The organism is Geosporobacter ferrireducens (assembly GCF_001750685.1).
Taxonomy (GTDB): domain Bacteria; phylum Bacillota; class Clostridia; order Peptostreptococcales; family Thermotaleaceae; genus Geosporobacter; species Geosporobacter ferrireducens.
In genome coordinates this window covers 5,159,294-5,180,923 of record NZ_CP017269.1, presented here as the reverse complement: position 1 = coordinate 5,180,923, position 21,630 = coordinate 5,159,294, and the positions used below count along the sequence as shown (strand labels likewise).

23 protein-coding genes and 1 riboswitch are annotated in these 21,630 nt (G+C 39.9%); all 23 genes read right to left on the bottom strand.

The annotated features are described in order from the left end of the window. Positions 1 to 29: 29 nt before the first annotated feature. The 23 genes from Gferi_RS24315 to cobC all read right to left on the bottom strand — a co-directional run bounded on the left by Gferi_RS24315 (position 30) and on the right by cobC (position 21,625). Positions 30 to 527 carry an SEC-C metal-binding domain-containing protein gene (locus Gferi_RS24315; RefSeq protein ID WP_069980707.1) on the bottom strand — a complete coding sequence of 166 codons (498 nt, stop codon included), beginning with the start codon at positions 525 to 527 and terminating at the stop codon, positions 30 to 32. Positions 528 to 698: 171 nt separating this feature from the next. Then, entirely contained in the window at positions 699 to 1,988 is a 1,290-nt protein-coding gene (hemL, locus tag Gferi_RS24310; protein WP_069980706.1) for a glutamate-1-semialdehyde 2,1-aminomutase, read from the bottom strand. After that, positions 1,988 to 2,968 (bottom strand): porphobilinogen synthase, encoded by a 981-nt coding sequence (gene hemB / locus Gferi_RS24305; RefSeq protein ID WP_069980705.1) that lies wholly within the window; start codon positions 2,966 to 2,968, stop codon positions 1,988 to 1,990. Before hemB ends, hemL begins: the two co-directional genes overlap by 1 nt. Before the next feature lie 12 nt (positions 2,969 to 2,980). Then, on the bottom strand, positions 2,981 to 4,498 hold the full coding sequence (gene cobA / locus Gferi_RS24300; protein WP_069980704.1) for a uroporphyrinogen-III C-methyltransferase: 1,518 nt from the start codon (positions 4,496 to 4,498) through the stop codon (positions 2,981 to 2,983). 1 nt (position 4,499) lies between these two features. Then, positions 4,500 to 5,432: a hydroxymethylbilane synthase gene (gene hemC / locus Gferi_RS24295; protein WP_069980703.1), complete on the bottom strand. Its 933-nt coding sequence runs from the start codon at positions 5,430 to 5,432 to the stop codon at positions 4,500 to 4,502. 37 nt (positions 5,433 to 5,469) lie between these two features. Beyond that, positions 5,470 to 6,108: a precorrin-2 dehydrogenase/sirohydrochlorin ferrochelatase family protein gene (locus Gferi_RS24290; protein ID WP_069980702.1), complete on the bottom strand. Its 639-nt coding sequence runs from the start codon at positions 6,106 to 6,108 to the stop codon at positions 5,470 to 5,472. Then, complete coding sequence (locus Gferi_RS24285) at positions 6,080 to 6,865, bottom strand: cobalt-precorrin-6A reductase (protein WP_069980701.1); 786 nt, start codon at positions 6,863 to 6,865, stop codon at positions 6,080 to 6,082. The genes Gferi_RS24290 and Gferi_RS24285 overlap by 29 nt, the downstream gene beginning before the upstream one ends. After that, complete coding sequence (gene cobJ, locus Gferi_RS24280) at positions 6,862 to 7,602, bottom strand: precorrin-3B C(17)-methyltransferase (protein WP_069980700.1); 741 nt, start codon at positions 7,600 to 7,602, stop codon at positions 6,862 to 6,864. Before cobJ ends, Gferi_RS24285 begins: the two co-directional genes overlap by 4 nt. A 10-nt stretch (positions 7,603 to 7,612) precedes the next feature. Then, complete coding sequence (gene hemA, locus Gferi_RS24275; RefSeq protein WP_069980699.1) at positions 7,613 to 8,893, bottom strand: glutamyl-tRNA reductase; 1,281 nt, start codon at positions 8,891 to 8,893, stop codon at positions 7,613 to 7,615. Next, positions 8,868 to 9,938, bottom strand: coding sequence for a cobalt-precorrin 5A hydrolase (gene cbiG / locus Gferi_RS24270; RefSeq protein ID WP_069980698.1), 1,071 nt, complete (start codon positions 9,936 to 9,938; stop codon positions 8,868 to 8,870). Before cbiG ends, hemA begins: the two co-directional genes overlap by 26 nt. After that, on the bottom strand, positions 9,935 to 10,687 hold the full coding sequence (gene cobM, locus Gferi_RS24265; RefSeq protein WP_069980697.1) for a precorrin-4 C(11)-methyltransferase: 753 nt from the start codon (positions 10,685 to 10,687) through the stop codon (positions 9,935 to 9,937). Before cobM ends, cbiG begins: the two co-directional genes overlap by 4 nt. Beyond that, positions 10,684 to 11,394, bottom strand: coding sequence for a precorrin-2 C(20)-methyltransferase (cobI, locus tag Gferi_RS24260; RefSeq protein WP_069980696.1), 711 nt, complete (start codon positions 11,392 to 11,394; stop codon positions 10,684 to 10,686). Before cobI ends, cobM begins: the two co-directional genes overlap by 4 nt. After that, on the bottom strand, positions 11,391 to 12,011 hold the full coding sequence (gene cbiT, locus Gferi_RS24255) for a precorrin-6Y C5,15-methyltransferase (decarboxylating) subunit CbiT (RefSeq protein WP_069980695.1): 621 nt from the start codon (positions 12,009 to 12,011) through the stop codon (positions 11,391 to 11,393). The genes cobI and cbiT overlap by 4 nt, the downstream gene beginning before the upstream one ends. After that, the gene (gene cbiE / locus Gferi_RS24250; RefSeq protein WP_069980694.1) at positions 11,986 to 12,624 is read right to left on the bottom strand and encodes a precorrin-6y C5,15-methyltransferase (decarboxylating) subunit CbiE; all 639 of its coding nucleotides are present in this window, start codon (positions 12,622 to 12,624) and stop codon (positions 11,986 to 11,988) included. The genes cbiT and cbiE overlap by 26 nt, the downstream gene beginning before the upstream one ends. Next, a complete protein-coding gene (gene cbiD, locus Gferi_RS24245) occupies positions 12,617 to 13,738 on the bottom strand; it encodes a cobalt-precorrin-5B (C(1))-methyltransferase CbiD (RefSeq protein WP_069980693.1) in 1,122 nt (373 codons plus the stop codon). The genes cbiE and cbiD overlap by 8 nt, the downstream gene beginning before the upstream one ends. 49 nt (positions 13,739 to 13,787) lie before the next feature. Beyond that, positions 13,788 to 14,405: a precorrin-8X methylmutase gene (locus tag Gferi_RS24240; RefSeq protein ID WP_069980692.1), complete on the bottom strand. Its 618-nt coding sequence runs from the start codon at positions 14,403 to 14,405 to the stop codon at positions 13,788 to 13,790. Continuing rightward, positions 14,405 to 14,776, bottom strand: coding sequence for a sirohydrochlorin chelatase (locus tag Gferi_RS24235; RefSeq protein WP_069980691.1), 372 nt, complete (start codon positions 14,774 to 14,776; stop codon positions 14,405 to 14,407). Before Gferi_RS24235 ends, Gferi_RS24240 begins: the two co-directional genes overlap by 1 nt. Positions 14,777 to 14,788: 12 nt before the next feature. Continuing rightward, entirely contained in the window at positions 14,789 to 15,673 is an 885-nt protein-coding gene (locus Gferi_RS24230) for a GHMP family kinase ATP-binding protein (protein ID WP_069980690.1), read from the bottom strand. After that, positions 15,663 to 16,748, bottom strand: a complete 1,086-nt coding sequence (gene cobD / locus Gferi_RS24225) for a threonine-phosphate decarboxylase CobD (protein ID WP_069980689.1) — start codon at positions 16,746 to 16,748, stop codon at positions 15,663 to 15,665. Before cobD ends, Gferi_RS24230 begins: the two co-directional genes overlap by 11 nt. Beyond that, positions 16,745 to 17,707 carry an adenosylcobinamide-phosphate synthase CbiB gene (gene cbiB / locus Gferi_RS24220; protein WP_069980688.1) on the bottom strand — a complete coding sequence of 321 codons (963 nt, stop codon included), beginning with the start codon at positions 17,705 to 17,707 and terminating at the stop codon, positions 16,745 to 16,747. The genes cobD and cbiB overlap by 4 nt, the downstream gene beginning before the upstream one ends. Further along, positions 17,707 to 19,236, bottom strand: a complete 1,530-nt coding sequence (locus Gferi_RS24215) for a cobyric acid synthase (protein WP_069980687.1) — start codon at positions 19,234 to 19,236, stop codon at positions 17,707 to 17,709. The genes cbiB and Gferi_RS24215 overlap by 1 nt, the downstream gene beginning before the upstream one ends. Next, positions 19,226 to 20,635 carry a cobyrinate a,c-diamide synthase gene (locus Gferi_RS24210; protein WP_069980686.1) on the bottom strand — a complete coding sequence of 470 codons (1,410 nt, stop codon included), beginning with the start codon at positions 20,633 to 20,635 and terminating at the stop codon, positions 19,226 to 19,228. The genes Gferi_RS24215 and Gferi_RS24210 overlap by 11 nt, the downstream gene beginning before the upstream one ends. A 103-nt stretch (positions 20,636 to 20,738) precedes the next feature. Further along, positions 20,739 to 20,919, bottom strand: a riboswitch (cobalamin riboswitch). A gap of 118 nt (positions 20,920 to 21,037) precedes the next feature. Next, positions 21,038 to 21,625, bottom strand: coding sequence for an alpha-ribazole phosphatase (cobC, locus tag Gferi_RS24205; RefSeq protein ID WP_069980685.1), 588 nt, complete (start codon positions 21,623 to 21,625; stop codon positions 21,038 to 21,040). Positions 21,626 to 21,630 lie beyond the last annotated feature (5 nt).

The window sequence follows — 21,630 nt, the reverse complement described above, 5'->3', positions numbered from 1 at the left end:
ACAAAAAACTCACCATTAGGTGAGTTTCGCTATTTGCCACAGCATTTTTTAAACTTTTTACCGCTACCGCAGGTACATGGCTCATTCCGTCCGATGCTTTCCCCTTTTACAACGGTTTTAGAGCGCTTCTGCTCTTTTTCGATTTCTTTTCTTCTTTCAGGGCTAAGAATTTGGTCCCATTGCGGCAATGTATATAGATAATCTGCTTTTGCTGCCAACATGTTATAATACAATTTTTCCAGATCTATCTCTAGACGAATCCTGCTCTCTTCTGTCAGGTTTTCTAAAGTTAGAGAGGTTTTTAAACTGTCATTGATGCCATCCAAAAATCCCATAAAAAACACATGTGATGTTTCAAAGCTTTCTGCAAGCTCCTTAAGTTGACCCTCTACCGCATCATAAGGTTTGTCTAAAATCCTATCATAGATGTCTTTCTCCGTATTACAAAATTCTTTCCAAAAATTTGCTTCCGTCTCTTGATCTGCGTGCTTAAAAGCGGTTTCTCTCCATGTTTCAAATAAGCTCATTTATACTCTCCTTTTTATTTGTTGTTTTGCATCAGTGTGCGCTTTTAAATTAAATGTAGTTCTGCTGCAGGGACAGGCTTCGCGTCTGCCCGCTGTCCTTTTGGAGCAACAGAGTCGTTATCTTCTACATTTATATTCGGCTTTAAATGCATTTATCTGTACTAGAATTCCTTATATAATTCTCTTTAATGCCTCATAGCTCTGCTCAATGGTATAGTTTATGTCTGCTTTGCTATGGGACGCAGAAACAAAGGATGCTTCAAATTGTGAAGGGGCCAGATAAACGCCACGCTTCAGCATCTCCTCAAAGTATAGCGCAAATTTACTGGTATCACTGCTGGTAGCAGACTGATAATTCACTACCTCTTGATCCGTAAAAAACATGCATAACATAGATCCAACACGGTTAAAGCTTGCTTTTAACCCTAACTTTCTTACATTATCCTTCAAGCCTTCATCCAACAGCTTTGATTTTTCTTCCAGCTCTGTATAAATGGATGGGTTGTCCTTTAATATTTTAAGCGTCGTCAAACCGGCAGCCATGGCTAGTGGATTACCGGATAGTGTCCCTGCTTGGTATATGGGACCTGCCGGAGACATCATAGACATAATCTCTCTTTTCCCCCCATAGGCTCCTACCGGCAGTCCTCCCCCTATAATCTTTCCGAAGCAGGTTATATCCGGTTGTATCTTATATAAGCTCTGGGCGCCATGATAGGCTACACGGAAACCGGTCATCACTTCGTCAAAGATTAATAGTGCTCCATACTCTGCAGTAATGGCTCTCAGAAATTCCATAAATTCCTGTGCAGCTGGCACTACCCCCATATTTCCCGCTATCGGCTCAATGATTACGGCAGCTATATTTTCACCACGTTTTTGGAAAATCTCCTTCATTCCAGAAATATCGTTAAAGTTAGCCGTGATTGTGTTTTGCGCTATATCCGCAGGTACGCCCGGACTATCCGGCACACCATGGGTCAAGGCACCAGAACCTGCTCTGATTAACAAGCTATCTGAATGGCCATGATAATTCCCCTCAAATTTTACAATCATATTTCTACCCGTATATCCTCTCGCAAGTCGCAAAGCACTCATGGTAGCTTCCGTTCCTGAGTTAACCATTCTTACCATTTCAACTGAAGGTACCGCTTCACAAACCATTCTCGCTAATTCTGTTTCAATTTCCGTAGGTGCACCATAGCTGGTTCCTTTATCTATTGCTTCCTTTAATGCCCTTACAACCTCAGGATGCGTATGTCCTAGGATAAGGGGCCCCCAAGATCCTACATAATCGATATATGTATTCCCATCTACATCAAAAATCCTACTGCCTTTTCCTTCTCTAATAAAAGGTGGGTTTATCGACACAGATCGAAAAGCTCTTACAGGACTGTTCACACCCCCTGGAATTACTTGCTTCGCATCTTCAAATAACTGTCTTGATCTTTCTAGATTCATTATTTCGTCTCCCCCCTTAACCATCGGACAGCATCCTTTGCATAATAAGTTATAATGATTTCTGCACCTGCTCTTTTTATCGCTGTCAGCATCTCTAGTGCCGTTGCCTTTTCATCAATATAACCCTTTTCTGCGGCTGCTTTTAACATGGCATATTCACCACTTACATTATAAGCAGCTAATGGAATATTAAAACGGTCTTTTGCCCTGCGGATGATATCCAGATAAGCAAGGGCAGGTTTTACCATAATCATATCAGCGCCTTCTTGAAGATCCAGATCAATTTCTCTTAATGCCTCGTCGCTATTTGCAGGATCCATCTGATAGGTTTTTCGATCGCCAAATTGCGGTGCCGAATTGGCAGCTGCACGGAATGGCCCGTAAAAAGCAGAAGCGTATTTTGCACTATAAGACATAATGGATACTTCTGTATAGCCATTGTTATCTAAAATATCTCTTATAGCAGCAATTCTTCCATCCATCATGTCCGACGGCGCCACGATGTCCGCACCAGCCTTTGCATGTGATAAAGCTATTTTAGCAATAACTTGCGCAGAAGCATCGTTTACAACATAATTATTTTCAACAATACCACAATGGCCATGATCCGTGTATTGGCACATACAAACATCTGTAATGACTAAAAGCTCCGGGTTGATTTCTTTGATTTTTTTTATAGCTTTTTGCACAATTCCCTGCTCATGATATGCCTGACTAGCGCAATGATCCTTATGTTCCGGTAAACCAAACAGCAGAACCGCCTTGATTCCAAGCTCACTAATTTCTTGAATCTCCTGTTCCAGCTGATCTACAGAATAATGATAGTTACCAGGCATGCTGGATATTTCATTTTTTAAATTTTCACCTTCAACTACAAAAAGGGGATACACAAAATCATCCACATGTAAAACTGTCTCTCTTACAAGACTTCTAATTGCCCCATTTGCCCGTAATCTTCTTGGCCTGTTTACCAAGGTCATCATTCCCACCCCTTATCTTTGATAATATTTTCTGATTGATCCAACGAGCCCGTCAATCGTATATTCTTCAGCTCTGATATCTATCTTTAATCCTAATGACTTTGCAGTTTCCTCAGTGATTGGTCCAATAACAGCTAATTTTTTAGTGTCCAACAGCTTTTTGTTTTCTTCCCCAAGGATTTGTATAAAATTTCGAACCGTGGAAGAGCTGGTAAAAGTAATAATATCTACGCCTTCATTTTCGAGCAATTCTAACAATAGTCCTCTATTTTGCTCTGGGATAATGGTTCGATAGACATGGACATTGTCCACATTCGCCCCTAATCGTTCTAATTCTGTAACCAACAATTCTCTGGCAATATCCGCACGGGGCAGTAATACCTGATCCCCTTCTTTGATCTTTTCCTCCAGGCCTTCAATAATACCCTCGGCTTTGTATTCCTCCGGGATATATTCAATCGTAAAGCCCATATCTTCCAATGCTTTTGCAGTAGCTGGACCGATCGCACATAGTTTTGCACCATGAAGCAGCCGAATATCAAAATGAAGCTTTTTCATTCTGTCAAAAAAGGCTTGAACCCCATTTACGCTGGTAAATATAATCCATTGATACTTTTCTATTTCTCCTATCGCTTTATCGATCTCATCATAGTGTTCAGGTCTTTCAATCTTAATGGTAGGGAACTCAATGGCTTCTCCACCCAAATCTTCAATACGTTTAGAGAGAGAACTGGCCTGCTCTCTCGTTCTGGTAACAAGAACCCGCTTTCCGAACAAAGGCTTATTTTCAAACCATTGAAGCATAGAAGAAAGAGAGACTACTTCTCCAACAATAATAATGGATGGGTTGCTGATCCCTTTGAAAGCTACTTTTTCTTCAATGTCCGTCAGGGTACCTATTGCCATCTTTTGATACTGGGTCGTTCCCCGCATAATTACTGCCACAGGTCTGTTAGGATCTTGTCCAAATGCTAAAAGATTCTTGCGAATTTTTCCCAGATTATTTACACCCATGAGAAAAATCAACGTACCTTCTACCTTTGCCAAGGCCTCATAATCGATAACATTTTCTTCTTTTGTTGGATCTTCGTGCCCTGTAATCACATGAAAAGAAGAGCTTACATTTCTATGGGTTACCGGAATCCCTGCATAAGCCGGCACAGCAATAGCTGATGTAATTCCAGGTACCACTTCAAACTCTATTTGATTTTTAATCAGCTCCAGGATTTCCTCTCCACCTCTTCCGAAAACAAAAGGATCTCCGCCCTTTAGTCTGGCTACAGTTTTACCTTCTAAAGCTTTTTCTGCCAGCAGCTGATTAATCTCTTCCTGGCTATAGGCATGATTTGTAGGGGCTTTTCCTACAAAAATCAATTCTGCATCTTCTCTTGCGAAACAAAGTAATTTCTCACTGGCCAACCGGTCATAAAGTATCACATCGGCTTCCTTGATACACTCTAATCCCTTTACAGTAATAAGCTTATAATCTCCAGGCCCCGCACCGATTAGAAAAACCTTTCCCCCTGCCATACTATTCACCTACCTCAATATTCTTCAGTATTTTTTCTGCACCCTTTTCCATACTTTCTTTTGCTGCCTTGTTCCCTAGCTCCGTATATTCTTTTTCAGGAGCATCCATACTCAATCGTATGACTTCTCTTCCATCTGGGGATGCTACCACCGTATCCATATGAAGCATGCCCTCAGAAAAAACAGCATAAGCTCCGATCGGCACATGACAGCCACCTTTCAGTGCAGCCATAAAGCTTCTTTCAGCCTTAACAGCTACCTCCACCTCAGAATTATTTAATACTTGAACCAGTGAAGCAATAAAAGAATCTTCTTGACGAATTTGTATTCCTAAGGCTCCCTGACCCACCGCAGGTGTGCATATTTCCGTGGAAATATACTCTGTAACCTGATTTTTCCAACCCATTCTCAGTACGCCAGCTGCAGCTAAAATCACACCATCCAAATGAAGACTTTCAATCTTTCCAATTCTTGTAGCGATATTTCCGCGGATCGGTTCGACATGTAAATCAGGACGAAAAGCTAATAATTGTGCCGCCCTGCGTAAACTGCTAGTTCCAATTTTTGCACCAGCTGGGAGATTTCTCAGACTTACTCCATTTCTACTAATGAGAACATCCCTAACATCTTCCCGATCAGATATGGCACCAATCGTTAATTCTGGTGTCATTTCTGTGGGAACATCCTTCATACTATGTACTGCCATATCAATTTCTTTTTGTAGTAAGGCTGTCTCTATTTCTTTTACGAATAATCCCTTTCCTCCAATTTTATCCAATGTCTTATCTAATATTTTATCCCCAATTGTCTTTATTTCTACTACCTCAAAGGTAATATGGGGAAATTTTTCCTTAAGCCGTCTTATTACCCAATGGGTTTGGGTCAATGCTAACTCGCTGGCCCTAGAACCTACAATCACTTTCCTTCTATCCATAAACTTCACCTTTTCCCTATATGATCACGACTTACATCTAGCACATACTTTTATAAATACTTTCTATTTTCTCTCTCAAGTCCTGTTTGTATTCTATTGGATCTTGTTTCAGCAAATCACCATATACAACTGCTTCAAAAATTTCTCTTCTTTTTTGGGCATCCTCTACTTCATCTAAAACCTTTTCTCTCAGTTCTCCTAAAAGGCGAACAAACTCCGTGTAATCTTCCCCATATAGCTTTTCTAATTCTTCCCGGATCTTTCGGGATAACATAGGACTCTTGCCATTCGTAGATACCATAATGGATAAATCCCCCCGTTGTAAAGAAGCAGGAACAATAAAATCACATAAGTGTGGGGTATCCACTACATTAATGGGAATTTTCCATTGTTGTGCTTCTTCATAACACAGGCGATTTACTTCGGGATCATTGGTTGCTACATATACCAGATAACTATTCTCCAAGTCTCCCCGCTGATATTGCCGTGGAACCCAAAGAATTTGTTTTTCTGTTACTAAGGCCTTCAGGGAATTTGTCAGCACCGGACTTACGATTTTGACCTTAGGTCCGTAGGCCAGCAGTGAAATCACTTTCCTTTCTGCTACTTTTCCGCCGCCGACAACCGTACAATTTTTTCCTGTTAAGTCAACCATGATCGGATAATACTTTTTCATAGAATTCACTCACCTTACAAATCAAATCTTCTTTGCTTTCGAAAATATTCTGATAATCAACAGCAGGGCGTTTCACCAGGATCACTTTGCATCCGCACTGTTTGGCAGCCTCAAGCTTATTCAGCGTCCCGCCAATATCTCCACTGTCTTTGGTAACCAGAATATCTATATCATACATTTTAATGATTTCTATATTCATATTTTTAGGAAACGGTCCTTGCATGGCAATGATATTTCCTACATTTAATCCTAGTGCCTCGCACTTTTTTAAAACCTCTGCCGTAGGCAGCACCCGTGGATAAAGTCTTTGCTTTGAAAGTTTCCTTGTGAAAATATCCAAAGATTTGCTCCCAGTTGTTAGCAGAATGTTTCCTTCAGCAGTGGTAAGGTATTTTGCTGCAGCTTCCATACTATCCACGGTAACGAGCATATCATTATATTTTTCATAAGCACTTTCATTTCGTTGATATCGCAAATAGGGAATATTCCTGTTCCGACTGGCAAGCATGGCATTTTTTGATACATCTACTGCATAGGGATGTGTAGCATCTACTACGATCCGGATTGCTTTCTCTTGAATAATGGTCTCCATATCCTGTACAGTCATTCTTTTTATCAGAACATCACATCCGCTGTTATCGGGAATGAGACTTCCGCCATATTCCGTTGCCGTTGTTACCAGCAAAGGATATCTTTTTTCTGAAATCAGCGCAATGATTTCCCGGGCATCCTTTGTCCCCCCAAGGAGCATGATCATATTCTATAGCCCCTTGGGGTAATCATTTTTCCATCCTTTATATAAGTATTGCTATTCCCGACAATAACAACGGTCAGCATGTCAATCTCGTGGTTTAGCATATTTTCTAAATCCGTAAGGATAATTTCCTCATCTTTTCGCTTTGCATTTTTTACAATTCCCACAGGGGTGGTTTTAGCTTTATGTTTTAAAAAGATCTCTCTCGCTTCCTCTATTTGGTGCACACGTCCCATACTTTTAGGATTATATAAGGCAATAATGAAATCCCCAACAGCAGCACACTCTAGCCGCTTGCGTATTAATTCCCAGTCCGTTAGCAAATCACTAAGAGAGATTACAGTAAAATCGTGCATCATGGGTGCTCCAAGGGCCGCCGAAGCAGCACTGGCTGCTGTAATTCCAGGTACCACTTCAATTTCTATATCGCTCATTCTTTCATATTTTACTTCCAGCATGATGCCTGCCATTCCGTAAACTCCAGCGTCGCCGCTGCTGATAATAGCTACCTGATGCCCTTCCATAGCCTTATCCAGTGTTAAATTACATCGCTCTACTTCCTTTTTCATGCCGGAATCGATGACTTCTTTCCCAGCAACCAAATCCCTTATCAAATCAATATAGGTCTTATAGCCGATAATCACATCTGCCTTTTGAATAGCCTCTATGGCACGTACACTCATGTGCTCGCGGTTACCCGGTCCAATTCCTACTACATATATTTTACCCTTCGTCTTCATTTTTTTCCCCCTATCTTTTCTTACAGCTATAGCCGTTGATTCCAAATAACTCACTGGCAACTCGGGCATACAGTTCACCCTGCTGATCTTCTCCCGCTCTTTTCAAATTCAAAATTGGCTTCTTAATAATCTTTTTCATTAAGCTTCTCATGACGATTTCAATTAATTCCTTATCCTTCTTACTGGCAGTTTCCAACCTCTTCGTCAGACTCTCAAACTCTTCTGCCAAAATGGTCTCCCCATAAGTCTTGAGTCCTTCAATGGCAGGAAAAACCGGCAAACAGTGATACCAATTTTCAAACTTTATGCATTCTTCTATAATAATTTCTACTGCAACCTTAGCTGCTTCCATTCTTGATTCCATGTTTTCCAACGAAACTTTCTTCAAAGCATCCAATTCATACAAAGATACTCCTTTTAATGAACTAATTTCTGGGTCCACATCCCTTGGAACCGCAATATCTACGATACAAACCTTATTATCCTTGTTATAATACTTTTCGAATTCTTCTTTTTTAAGCACATAATGGGGTGCACTGGTAGAAGTAATAATGATGTCAATCTGCGGAATCATTTTGTAACGATCATGAAAATCTATCACGCCAACCTCAGGATACCGCTTGGATAGATCAATGGCATGACCCTTTGTCCGATTGGTTACATAAATCTCCTCTACACCCTTTGCCATAAGGTTTTCAATGGCAATCCTACTCATCTTTCCTACTCCGATCACCAATACCTTCTTATTATTCAAATCCTCAAAGATCTGCTCTATGAATTTTACTGCAATGGAACTAATGGAAAGAGAGTTTTCAGAAATTGCAGTTTCTCGTTTTATTCTTTTTGCTGTTGTAACGGCTTCGCGATACAGCTTGTTTAGAATCGCCTCTGTTCTGCCTTGTTCATGGGCAAAACGATGGGCATCCCGCACCTGCCCCAGGATCTGGTCTTCTCCTAGAACTAAAGATTCTAACCCAGCAGCAAGATGGAATACGTGCTTTACAGCTTCATCCGATGTATTTAAAAAAAAGTAATCTTCCAGTACATTCTCTTCAAGTGAAAAAAAACGATAATAAAAATTTTTCAAAGCTTGAACACCTTTTTCTACTTCTGTAACAACAGCTGTGATCTCGCTGCGGTTACAGGTAGATAAGATAACAAGTTCCTTTATATAGTGGTTATTTGCCAATTGCACATAGGCTCGCTCCAAGTCACTCTTAGAAAAAGCAACTTTTTCGCGGATTTGCAGGGGGGTATTTTTGTAATTAATCCCCACAACAACGATTTCCATAAACTTGTTCACCCTCTTTAACTACCGCGATTGTTATGCCTTGACAGGCTTTTTTTTCGATGATTATCGAACCCTTCTCACTGCTAATTAACGCTACCGGTTCACACACTGAACCTACACCAATGGCCTCTTTAACAAAAGAGGAAGCGGCAAACCGATCTTCTATTTTTAAAATCTCTTCGCGACTTACGATACGAAGCGGAACTTGAAGAAACTTTGCAGCCTCTATAATCCCTTGTTCCTCTTTTTTTACATCCACTGTTGCCAGTTGTTTAATACTGTTCATAGAAAGGCCTGCTTGACAAAATACATCAGCAATAGCCGCTAGAATTTCGTCCTTTCCCTTGTCCTTTCTACATCCCACTCCCACAATCAAATTCTTGGGTCTTAAAACTACCTTATCACAAGGCAGCAAATGCTGAATCTCTTTTTCAGTGATATATATTAACCCTCTTAAACTTTCATGATGCAGATCTGATTCTTGTATGAGCTTGACATTTGGAGGTAATGGCAAATCAATAGAAATCTCTGATCGTATACCTACCGCCTCGCCATTGACAATATGAGCAGTAATCTTTGTTGCTTCTTTAAAATCTTCTATTTTGCAGTTATAGCACATTGCCAATGTATCTACAGCAATACGGTCATTTACATCGGATGCTGTGGTAATCACAGGTGCCGCACCAAGAAAATCAGCAATTTTATGGGTAAGCTCGTTGGCACCTCCAATATGTCCTGACAATAAGCTGATTGCATACTGCCCCTTTTCATCAATAACAACAACACCAGGATCCACTTTTTTATCCCTTAAATGCGGTGCAATAGTCCGCACGACAATTCCAGAAGCCATAATAAAAACAATATACCGGTATTGAAAAAAAATTTTCTCTACAAATGCTGAAAAAGTACCCTCAATGCATCTATCGGTTTTTTCATCCGTAAAAAATTTTGGATGTACGTATAAATCAGACTCCACAAAGCAATTTACAAGCTTTCTGCCCAGTGCCGCCCCGCCTGCTGTCAGGGTAACAATGGCTGTTTTCATTCTTTCGCACTCCTAAATTCGTGGCTAAAATGCTTGTCGTAAAGCTTTGATTTTTCATAGTTATTTCCTAAAAAATCCCCTACTAATATCTGTGCTGTCTTACCAATGTCCGCATTTTTTACTTTTTCAGCGATATCTTCTAAGGTGCCCAGTACAATTTTTTCATCCTCCCATGTTGCCTTTTGAATAACCGCAATAGGTGTTGTCACCGGATAATGGGTAGATAAACGACGTACAACCTCATCAATCATATGTACGGATAGAAAAATACACATGGAAGCTTGATGTTGAGCTAAGCTTTCTAAGCTTTCTTTTTCCGGTACCTCTGTTCTACCTTCCATCCTCGTAAGGATAACTGTTTGCGTAACGCCCGGCAGCGTAAATTCTTTTTTTATCGCTGCAGCAGCACCTACAAAAGAACTCACCCCTGGAATTACTTCATAGGCTATCCCCTTCTCATCTAAAATATCCATCTGTTCACGGATTGCTCCATAAATGCTGGGATCTCCTGTATGCACTCTAGCCACTAACTTCCCTGCTCTTTCTCCATCATACAGTACCTCTATCACTTCTTCTAATGTCATAGATGCACTGTTATATACCGCTGCCGTTTCTTTTCTACAATCAATAATTCCTTTGTTTACTAACGATCCGGCATAAACGATAACATCTGCCTGCTTTACAATATTTTGGCCTTTAACCGTTATTAACTCCGGATCTCCCGGTCCTGCCCCAATAAAGTATATCATTCCTGCATCCCCCTCTTTTTAGCAATAATCATAGACAAATAATCAATTTTTTCATTCACCAGCTGCTTTAAATCGTAGGTTATACGCTCATCTGCATGGCCGCATTTTGAAATCATAACTGTATTATTTAATCGTTGATGTTTATTTAACTTTTCAACGGTATCTTCGAAACCTCTAGAAGGCTTCATTAAAATTATATTATCGGCATAAGTCAATAGCTCATCCATATGTTCGCATTTATATGCGGCTGGAATAATGGCAATCGTCTCTTCTCCTTCTGAAAGCGGTATTCCTAACCGGCTGGCGGCCGCACAAAAGGAAGGTATCCCCGGTACGGTCTCTACTTCGATTCCCTGTGCCTTGATACGGCGCATGACATATATATAGGTACTGTAAATCATCGGGTCCCCTAAAGTAATAAATGCAACATCCTTACCTTGATTTAAGTACAGCATAATCTCTTCCATGTTTTGATTCCAACTGCTGTCTAAAGCATCTGCATCATAGGTCATGGGAAATACTTGAAATTTGACCTTTTCCTGCTGGTGTACATGCCCTTTGATAATCTCATAAGCAACACTGCCTTTACCGCTGACAGTCTCTGGAGCAATGATAATATCTGCTTTATTTAAAATGTTCACAGCCTTTATTGTAACTAATTCCGGATCTCCCGGTCCTATCCCTAATCCATAAAATTTTCCATTCATCTTTCTTCCTCCTGTACCAGCCCTTGCCCCTTGCTGCCGGATATAATATAAATGGGGTTTAGCGCTTCCATTAGCGTATATTTTCTCAATTGTTTTCCTCTTGCTGTCTGGAGCGATATCACTTCTACATCTTGATATCCACATTCTCTCATAAATTGCGTAGCCTCATAAAGGGTTTCAATCGTAACGGCATTCACTACTACAATGCCTTCGTCCCTTAGTTTTTGATGACACAGCGTTAATATTTCCTTTAATTCTCCGCCACTGCCTCCAACGACCACACGGTCAAAGCTATCTATTGTTTCAAGCAGTTCAGCTCCGTTGCCATGGCGAATATCTAATTCTACTTGAAAACGATGACAATTTTGTTGAATTAACTGAATTCCTTCTATATTTCTCTCGATGGCAATGACTTTTCCCTGTCTGCATATATGAGCAGCTTCAATGGCAATAGATCCTGTGCCAGCACCTATATCCAACACTACTGAGTCTTCCTGCAGTCTCAGCTTGGAAATCGTTACTGCCCTTACTTCTTCTTTTGTCATAGGCACCTTTCCTCGAACAAATAATCTGTCCGGAATTCCAGGTGTTTTATAATTCCATTGGATTTTCTCCATCTTTTATCACCACCACTGACATATTAAAATCCTGCATTCCTAAAATTTCTTTCGGCATTCCCTGAAGAATCTGTTCATCTTCATAAGACAAATTTGATCCGACAACCATAGTCTTATTTTCAAATCCATGGGTTATCAGCATACTGGCAATTTTTTTAGGTGAGTTTACCGTATCTGTCAGTAGAACAACCTTTTCATGAGAAGCTACTATTTGTATTAAATCAAAGCTTCTGCCATGAAGACTCCCTATAAAAGCATCCTGCCAAGGCTCCCCGATCCGTGCCATCAAATATTGAAAAGAGCTAATTCCTGGTATCACAATCATTTCCGAAGCCAGAAAATGCTGCTTTAGTGTCTTGAGCATACTATAAAAACCTGTATCTCCCGATAATAGAAATGCGACCTTTTTCTCTTTACATTGTTCCTTTGCATAGGTGATCACGCCCTCTAAATCAGCACCTATATAAATTTTCTCTTTGTCCATCTCCTCAAAGTACTGAAGATTTCTTCTGCCTCCGATTAAAACATCACTTTCAAGAATTTTCTCTGTAGTAATGGGTAAAATGTATTCTTTGCTTCCAGGTCCCATTCCCAGCACATAAATTTTATGCATACGCGAACGCCTCCAGCAACTTTTTTCCATTCGGTCCTATACCTAAAATTCTTTTATCCATGGAGAACATAATAATTCCAACTTCCATGCTCTCATACACATGCTGCATACACTTCTGTTCTGCCTTTGTACACAGCATTGCATAAAGGGATTCATATCCATTTTCTTCTATTAACGTCAGGGCTGCCTCCGTGGTTACACAGTTAAAAAGCTCTTTTATCAAAGACTGTGGTGCACCTAACAATGCTAAATTCCCTGCTAGTATTTCAATCCTGCTATCGGCAACCTTACTGTGAGTATGAAAAATCCCTCCAGCTAGTTTGACAAACTTACCAATATGACCAATCATCAAAACTTTTTTAATTCCGTATTCAGTACATTTTTCTAACATAAAACCAACAAAATTACTGGTTTTTATCACTTTGTCCTTTGAAAAACCATAATGCTCGTAGGCCAAATCCCTCCCATGGTTTCCTGGTACCAAGATCACCTGATCCAGTCCCTCTTGCACTGCCATTTTTAATTCCAAGGCCAGGGATTCTTTAAAAGCTTCCTCTGACATGGGTTCTACGATACCTGTAGTTCCAAGAATAGAAATTCCTCCAAGGATTCCTAATCTAGGATTAAAGGTTTTTTTCGCAATAGCTTCCCCTTCTGGGACAAAAATAGTTATTATGGCACCTTTTCCTTCCGGTAAAACCTCTAAAACCTCTTTTTGGATCATTGCCCTCGGAACTGGGTTGATTGCCGGTTCGCCAGGAGGAACCTGAAGTCCAGGCTTCGTGACGATACCTACACCTTTTCCCCCTTTTAACAACACTCCAGGAGAATCTGTCAATTCTACTGCTGCCCCAACTAAAATTCCATGGGTATTATCCGGATCATCTCCACCGTCTTTTTTAATTGTACAACATGCAGTAGTTCCTTCAATTTTCCATGTTTCTATCTTAAGCGCTAGATTCCAACCCTTTGGCGTATTAATTTCGATATCCTTGATCGGTTTGCCCATTAACGCCATAATAGCAGCAGCCTTAGCGGCTGCTGCTGCACAGGATCCAGTCGTATATCCGTATCGCATTCTTTTTCCATCTTTTACAATATATTGTTCTAACATATACATACCTTCTTTTCGGGTATTCGATTCATTATTGCTTCAATTTAATTTACAGCATATAAAGCAGCGCATTGATAATCGCAGCCCCAACTGTACTGCCGCCTTTTCTTCCTCTGGTAATAATATAGGGCACATTAAGATGCTTAAATTCTTCTTTCGATTCTGCTGCGCCTACAAAGCCTACAGGTACACCGACTACTAAAGCCGGTTGAATTTTCTTTTCCTCAATAAAACGTTTTAGTTCAAATAGCGCAGTAGGTGCATTTCCAATTACAAATATTTGGTTTTTTTCGTTTTCTATTGCTTTTTCCATAGAAACCATTGCCCTTGTAATGCCTTTTTCTTTAGCCCTTTTTGCCACATCCACATCGCTGATATAGCAATGAACATCTCCACCCAGTTCGCCAAGTTTTGTTTTATTGATCCCAGCTTTGGCCATTTGCGTATCGGTTACAATATTGACGCCTCTACGCAGCGCCTCCTTAGCACTTTCAACTGCATCAGGAGAGATCACCAAAATATCTGCATATTGAAAATCTGCCGTTGTATGTATTACCCGTTTGATGATCCTCCCGATTTCTTCAGGAAAAGTTTTATTACCCAATTCCTCTGTAATAATCTCGAAACTCTTTTCTTCAATGAGATGAGGTACCTTAATATAATCCATTAACCTTCAATAGCCTCCTTTGCTCTATCATCAATAATTGCAGCAATTCTTGCATCCGCTCCGATATGCTTTGCCATCACAAACACGGTCTGGGGATATTTGTCTCTTAATTTTTCCAATTCTTCTGGAATATCAAACTTAACATGATTACCCAAGAATATAAACATAGGTACAATCACAATTTTCTCAGCACCTTGTTGAATGAGTACCTCAATCCCCTCTTCAAAGCTGGGTTTTGAGATCTGTAAAGACCCCATGCCAACCAATTCAAAACTGCTGATTTTTTTTATCTGCTCTACGATTTGAAAAAATATTTCATCTGCCTCTTGGGCTTGACTGCCATGTCCTAAAACGAATAATGCACTTTTCATAAGTTTATCCTCCTATTTGCTTTCTATTATTTTTGCGCCGCCTTCTACAATCCTCGTTATAAAATTACGATGATAGCTGTCAAAAACGCCCATGCTAGAAAATCTTCTCTTAACAACCTCCACATCGACTACTTCCTTGTCATATAAGATTCCAATGACCGTCCCACTATGTGCCACATTAACGCCATAGCATCCCAAGGCCAGGACACTGTCAATGATTTCTTCCAATTTGTCCTTTGGCAAAATACTTTGATTTGTCAAGGAACTCAAGGTTGCTGCTTTTCCAAGGCCAGTGATATCTTTCACACTGCAGCTTTCTTGAAAGATCCGATAGGCTTCTTCCACCTTGTTTTGGTTCTCCAATCTTTCCCTTGTATAATCATTTTTCCTAAAATCCTGTGTATCTAATATCTTCTCTGATTCCAAAACAAGAACATTTAGCCTTGGAATCCAATCATAGCTCTCAATCCGTATACCCTTCAAGTGATCAAATAACGTCAAAGTAGGAAAGATGGTGCTGTCAGTAGGCTCAATGGCAACACATAATTTTCCTAATTCATCGTTGTTGATCTCCTTGCCTAACAGGGTTGCAGTAGCCATAATAGAAGCAGCAATATCGGCAGTACTGCTGGCCATCCCCTTGGCAACCGGAATTTGTGAAACTACCTCTACTGAAAAGGTGTCCCCTATGCATCGAGGCATTCCAAAGTGTTCAAGGGTTTTATACATCCCTTCTACTGCTTTTTTTCGATTGATAGGTCTAATCGGATTTTTTGATTCTTCTATTGTTACCGCTGCATACATATCAACAGGATATGAAATTAACTTTTCACTTGTACCAATCACTCCCTGCAGCAGTTCTCCACAGGAAGCTGGACATATGGCTTTAATCTTCATAAATTACCTCTTTCAATGCTTGGATCAATTTTTCATTCGAAGCTCTATCTTTAATCGCAACACGATAAAATCGATCGGTTAAATTCTTGTAGTTGCCACAGCTCCTAATGAGTATTTTTTTTGAAAGTAGTACTTCCTTCAAGCAATTATCACTTTTACCATAACTGAAAAAAATGTAATTCGCTTCCGGCTTATATGCTTTAATGCCTTCAATGGCATTCAATGCCTTGAAGAGATTATCTTTTTCTTCACCTATCCAATTCTTAGTAGCTTGGATATAGGTTTTATCCTTTAGTACAATTTCTCCGGCCAAAGCTGCTAGGCTATTGATACTCCAAGGTTCCCTATTATCACGTATTCGCCCGAGGATGTTCTCATTGGAAGTAACAGCATAACCTAACCGAAGCCCAGGAATCGCGAAAAATTTTGTTAGAGCCCGAATCACGTAGAGGTGATTATATTCATGCATACAAGCAATCATGGTTTCCATTTCCCCTCCTTCAACAAAGTCTATAAAGGCTTCATCCACCACAAGGCGAATACCATGTTCCCTGCAATGTTGAAGAATCTCCATCATCTGTTGACGCTTTAGAAACTGTCCCGTAGGATTATTGGGATTGCAAAGTACCAAGAGGTCTATTTCTGGGTTGAGCATCTTCTTGAAGCCCTCATCTATTTGAAAACCATTATCTTCTTTTAAATAGTAATAATGCACTTCACTTTTTGCTTTCAAAAGCGCTCTTTCATATTCGGAAAAAGTAGGTGCCAGAATGAGGCTGTTTTTAGAATTTAAACTGGCTGCCAATGCAAAAATCAGTTCAGTAGCGCCGTTTCCTACAGCGATCCACTGCTGGTCTACTCCGTGATAATCTGCTATCGCCTTTACCAATTCCTTATATTCAGGATCGGGATAACGTTCAATGATATGTATATTATCCATTATAGCCTCTTTCAACGAGTCAGGAATCCCAAGGGGATTAATGTTCGCACTAAAATCAAGAATTTCTTCCATTTCAATGCCTCTCTCTAAAGCAACTTCATAAATATTTCCACCATGTTTTGCTACTTTCATCATCTGATCCCCCATTGTATATTTGCCATCCATCGTATAATAGAAAAAAAGAGCACGCCTATTGCCGATGCACCATACATTATTCTTATCGTTCGAAGAAGATCTTCCTTATCTAACTCCTTCAACTTATCACCTATGGTTGGTTTTTCCATCATTTGTCCAAAGTAAGAATTGGTTCCCCCGATTTGTATATTCAGTGCTCCTGCCACAGCAGCTTCAGGATAGCCGCTATTTGGACTCTTATGATTTCTTCTGTCTCGCTTTAATATTTTAAAACTGTTTAGCCAATCATATCTAAGCAACCCCGCAGATATAACGATGAAAAAAGCAGTCAATCTTGCAGGGATTATATTTGCCAAATCATCTAGCTTCGCGGATGCCCAGCCAAAATGAAGATATTTTTCATTTTTGTACCCTACCATGGAATCCAAGGTGTTCACAGCTTTATAAGCCATTCCTAAAGGCGCTCCCCCAATAAAAATATACATTAATGGTCCGATAATACCGTCGGAAATGTTTTCTGCAACGGTCTCAACAGCACCTCGTACGATTTCCTTTTCATCTAAATGGGTCGTATCCCTTCCTACAATATAGGATAGATACTTACGCGCCTCAAGGATATTGCCATGCTTTAATTGTGTATATACCTTTCTGCTCTCTATATCTAAACTTTTTGTTGCTAATATCTGAAAGATTAAAAAGGTTTCCACTATAAACCGAATGGTTGGATGAAGTTTTTGTGCAAACCACAGCAATAAAAATGTTAGCAAATAGCTGCTGCTTACAACAGCAACAAACAATAGGATTCCCCCAATCTTTTCCTGGGTCGCTCCTTTGAAAAATTTCCGGAGTTTTCGTTCCGTACTGCTAATTCCATTCCCAATAAATCTAATGGGATGGGGAAGCCAGTAGGGGTCTCCAAATACAAGATCACAAATATATCCAATAAAGATTTTGATCATCACTGTTCTCCGTTTAAGATACCATAGATCTTCTCCATGTCTATATTCTCACGCACAATTTGCGCCAGTTTATTATATTCAGCTTCTTTAAAAGCATGGAAACTTTCTGTAGTGCTCTCTTTTTCGTCTAGTCCCTTTGATTTTCGTATATTGTTCAACACTTTTCTAGTAAATGGAATGTTGTCGAAAATCCCGTGAATGTAGGTTCCCATCACGTTACCTTCTACATTGACACATCCATCCTTCAAGTCTACGGATTCACCTAGGCTGTTTGTGATTTGATTCATTACAATGCAATCGCTTCCAAGGGTTGTTTTGCCCATATGAATTTCATAGCCGGAAACGATCATTCCCTGTGTTCCCTCCAATACGCCAGGGAGTTGTGGTATAATCCTTGCGTCTACCTGCGTTGTCACTTTTTCAAGTTCAAAGACGGTTTCAACATCTAAGAGCCCTAGTCCGTTCATTTCTTCAATGGCACTTTCCGTACCATAAGGATCGTGGAGTTGTTTCCCAAGCATTTGATATCCTCCGCAAATCCCTACAATAAGCTTGCCGTCACGGTGAAGCTTGAGAATTTGCTCTTCTAATCCGGTTTCTTTCAAATATAGCAGGTCTTCGATGGTATTCTTTGAACCCGGTATAATTAAGATATCAGGATCTCCAATTTTCTCTCCCCGCATTACATATCTAAGCTGTACATCCTCTTGAGTTTCAAATACATTAAAATCAGTGAAATTAGATACATGAGGCAGATACAATACTTCTACCTTGATTTGACCTTCTTGCCTTTTTTGCGTATAAAAGCGTTCTGCTAAACTGTCCTCATCTTCAATCTGAACGTTATAATATGGAATTACACCTAATACTGGAATCTTTACGATATCTTCCAGCATCTGAATGCCAGGCTTTAAAATCTCTACATCTCCGCGAAACTTATTAATAATAATCCCCTTCACACGGCACCGTTCCTCTTCCGTCAGCAACATCATTGTACCAGCCAGAGATGCGAACACACCCCCTCGGTCGATATCTCCAATTAGAATAACGGGGGCATCAGCCATTTCTGCCATACCCATATTTACAAGATCATTCTCTCGTAAATTGATCTCTGCAGGACTTCCAGCACCTTCCAATACAATAATATCATGATCAGCCGCCAGGCTATCAAAGGTTTCTTTTATCATCTGTGCAAGCTCTGGCTTGAACGCATGATATTCCATGGCAGTCATGTTTTTATATACTTTTCCGTTTAAAACTACCTGACATTTTTTATCGCTGGTAGGCTTAAGCAGTACGGGATTCATTCGTACATCCGCTTCTACACAAGCAGCTTCTGCTTGAACTACTTGAGCTCTGCCCATTTCTAAACCTGCTCTTGTGATATATGAATTTAATGCCATATTTTGAGACTTAAAGGGCGCTACCCGGTGGCCGTCTTGCTGGAATATTCTACAGAAGGCCGCTGTTAAAAGACTTTTTCCAACTGATGAAGCTGTCCCTTGAAACATCAATTTCTTATTTTTCATGATGATCACCTCTCCCATCCATAAAATTTCTGCAGTTTTCAATGAAGTCTTTGGCAAGTTCTTTGTGGTTGTAAAAATGAATATGTGCATAACCTGCTAGTACATTCTGTTTTAGCAATCCACAATGCCATGAATTCACTGGTTCTCCACTTCTTTTTTTCACTACTTGATACCCATAATCTGCGTTTTGGGGAGAAGTAATAATCGATCGATGGAACTCATGACCTTTCACTCGGACAGGTATATGACTAATCACACAAGGTTTTTCGATGTTCACCTCTACATAACCAAATCGCTGCAGACGGTTGGTCATAGTCGTTTCCGCCTCAAAGATTCCCACCATTTCATGCCGCTTACCTTCCAATGTCGTTATGGCCTCTGTTAAATACATCAATCCGCCGCACTCCGCATAGGTTGGTATTCCCAAATCCACTAAATTTTTTATGTCCTGCCTCATGGTAAAATTTTTCTCTAATTGATCTGCAAATACCTCTGGAAATCCACCCCCAAAATATAAACCATGGATATTTTCCGGTAATTTTTCATCCTCTAAAGGACTAAAATAAATTAATTTTGCACCCAATTCTTCTAATAAATCCAGATTATCTTTATAATAAAAGTTAAATGCCTTATCTAAAGCTACACCAATATGTACCTGATCTATTGCTGCATTTTCTTTAGAAAAATATTGCACCGATTGAAGCGACTTTGTGTTTTTACTGGTTTCCATCAGCCGGTCAAGATCGATGGTTTCTCCTACCATGTCTCCAATTTCATCAATTTTCTTTCGCAGATCTTCTACCTCAACACTGGGAATTAGACCAAGATGTCTGCTTTTCAATTGAATAGCACTGTTATTTTTCATATATCCCAAACAAGGTATTCCTGTATACCTTTCTATAGCAGCTTTTAGCAGTTCATAATGCTTTTCGCCGGAAAGGTTGTTGATAATTACACCCTGAATGTTTACGTCAGGATCAAAGGCTTTATATCCCAATACCTGAGCAGCAGCACTGGCAGACATACCGTTTCCGTTAATAATAAGGATTACAGGAGCATTGAGTATTTTAGAGATATGGGCTGTACTTCCCTGATCCTTTTCAATCCCAAAGCCATCATATAAACCCATCACACCTTCTATCACTGCGATATCTTTTCCATAGGCATTTTTTACAAACAATTCCCTAACTACAGCTTCCTCCAGCATCCAACCATCCAGGTTACGAGAAGCATTTCCGGTAACAAAACTATGGAATGCAGGATCAATATAATCCGGTCCTACTTTGAAGGCTTGTACCCTATAGCCTTTTTTCTTTAATGCTGCCATGATACCGATGGAAATCGTTGTTTTGCCCACACCGCTTTGTGTACCTGCTAAAACAAATCTGGGGTAATTCATACGTACCCTTCCCTTCTTCAAGTAACATAAAAACCCTAACCAATTCGGTCAGGGTATGAACACACTATTGTATATTCTACTTTTTCCTTCCCGCCGAAGGTCATACAGCAGATCAAAACAGGCAGGTCTCCTGACTCGTGAATCTACTTACTTTCGGCGCCTTCCTTGTATATAACAAGTGGCTATTTGCCAATTTCATCCTCACTCACAGTAGCGGGGGCTGTGTCGGTCTTACACCGAACTTCCCTATTAAGTACTTCGACACCTGTTTGTATCATATTTACTTGTTATCATGGTATCAAATTTTTTGTCAATTATCAATAGATTTCTTAATATTTTCCTGGTTTTCTACAATATAGACATGTTTTTATGCAATTTATGCATTTTATGATAAATACTACCTTACTGGTTTAAGGCAGAAAGTACAGTATAATTGTCTAAAATTTCTATTTTCGCAATACCACAGTGCTCAATCTTATACCGCCAATAGTCCTGGATTCCTCTTCCTATGTAATGGGCTAGTATTGCTCTTATGCAGCCTGCATGAGATACAATAAGGATTCGCTTGCCCGTATTGCAGTTCACGATCTCTTCTATATACTGAATAATACGTTCATACATAAACTGCAGGCTTTCACCTTCTGGTACTGGATACTCCAACCAGTCCTTTCCCCAAGTAGCAGCTTCTGCCGGATACTGTTTTTGTATCTCTGTATAGGTTAAACCTTCCCACAAGCCAAAATTCATTTCTCGAAGATTTTTTGACGGCTTTATCTCCAGCTGATGATGGCGGTTAATCTGTTCTGCCGTCTGCATCGTCCTACTCAAATCACTGCAAAATATTTGATGAATCGGCTGATGTTTTAGCTTATCGCCAGCAGCCTTTGCTTGTAAGAGCCCTTCTGCTGTCAGATCTGGATTTGACCAGCCACAAAATTTTTTTTCATAATTTAATTGTGTTTCGCCATGTCTTACTAATATTAACTCCATAGATT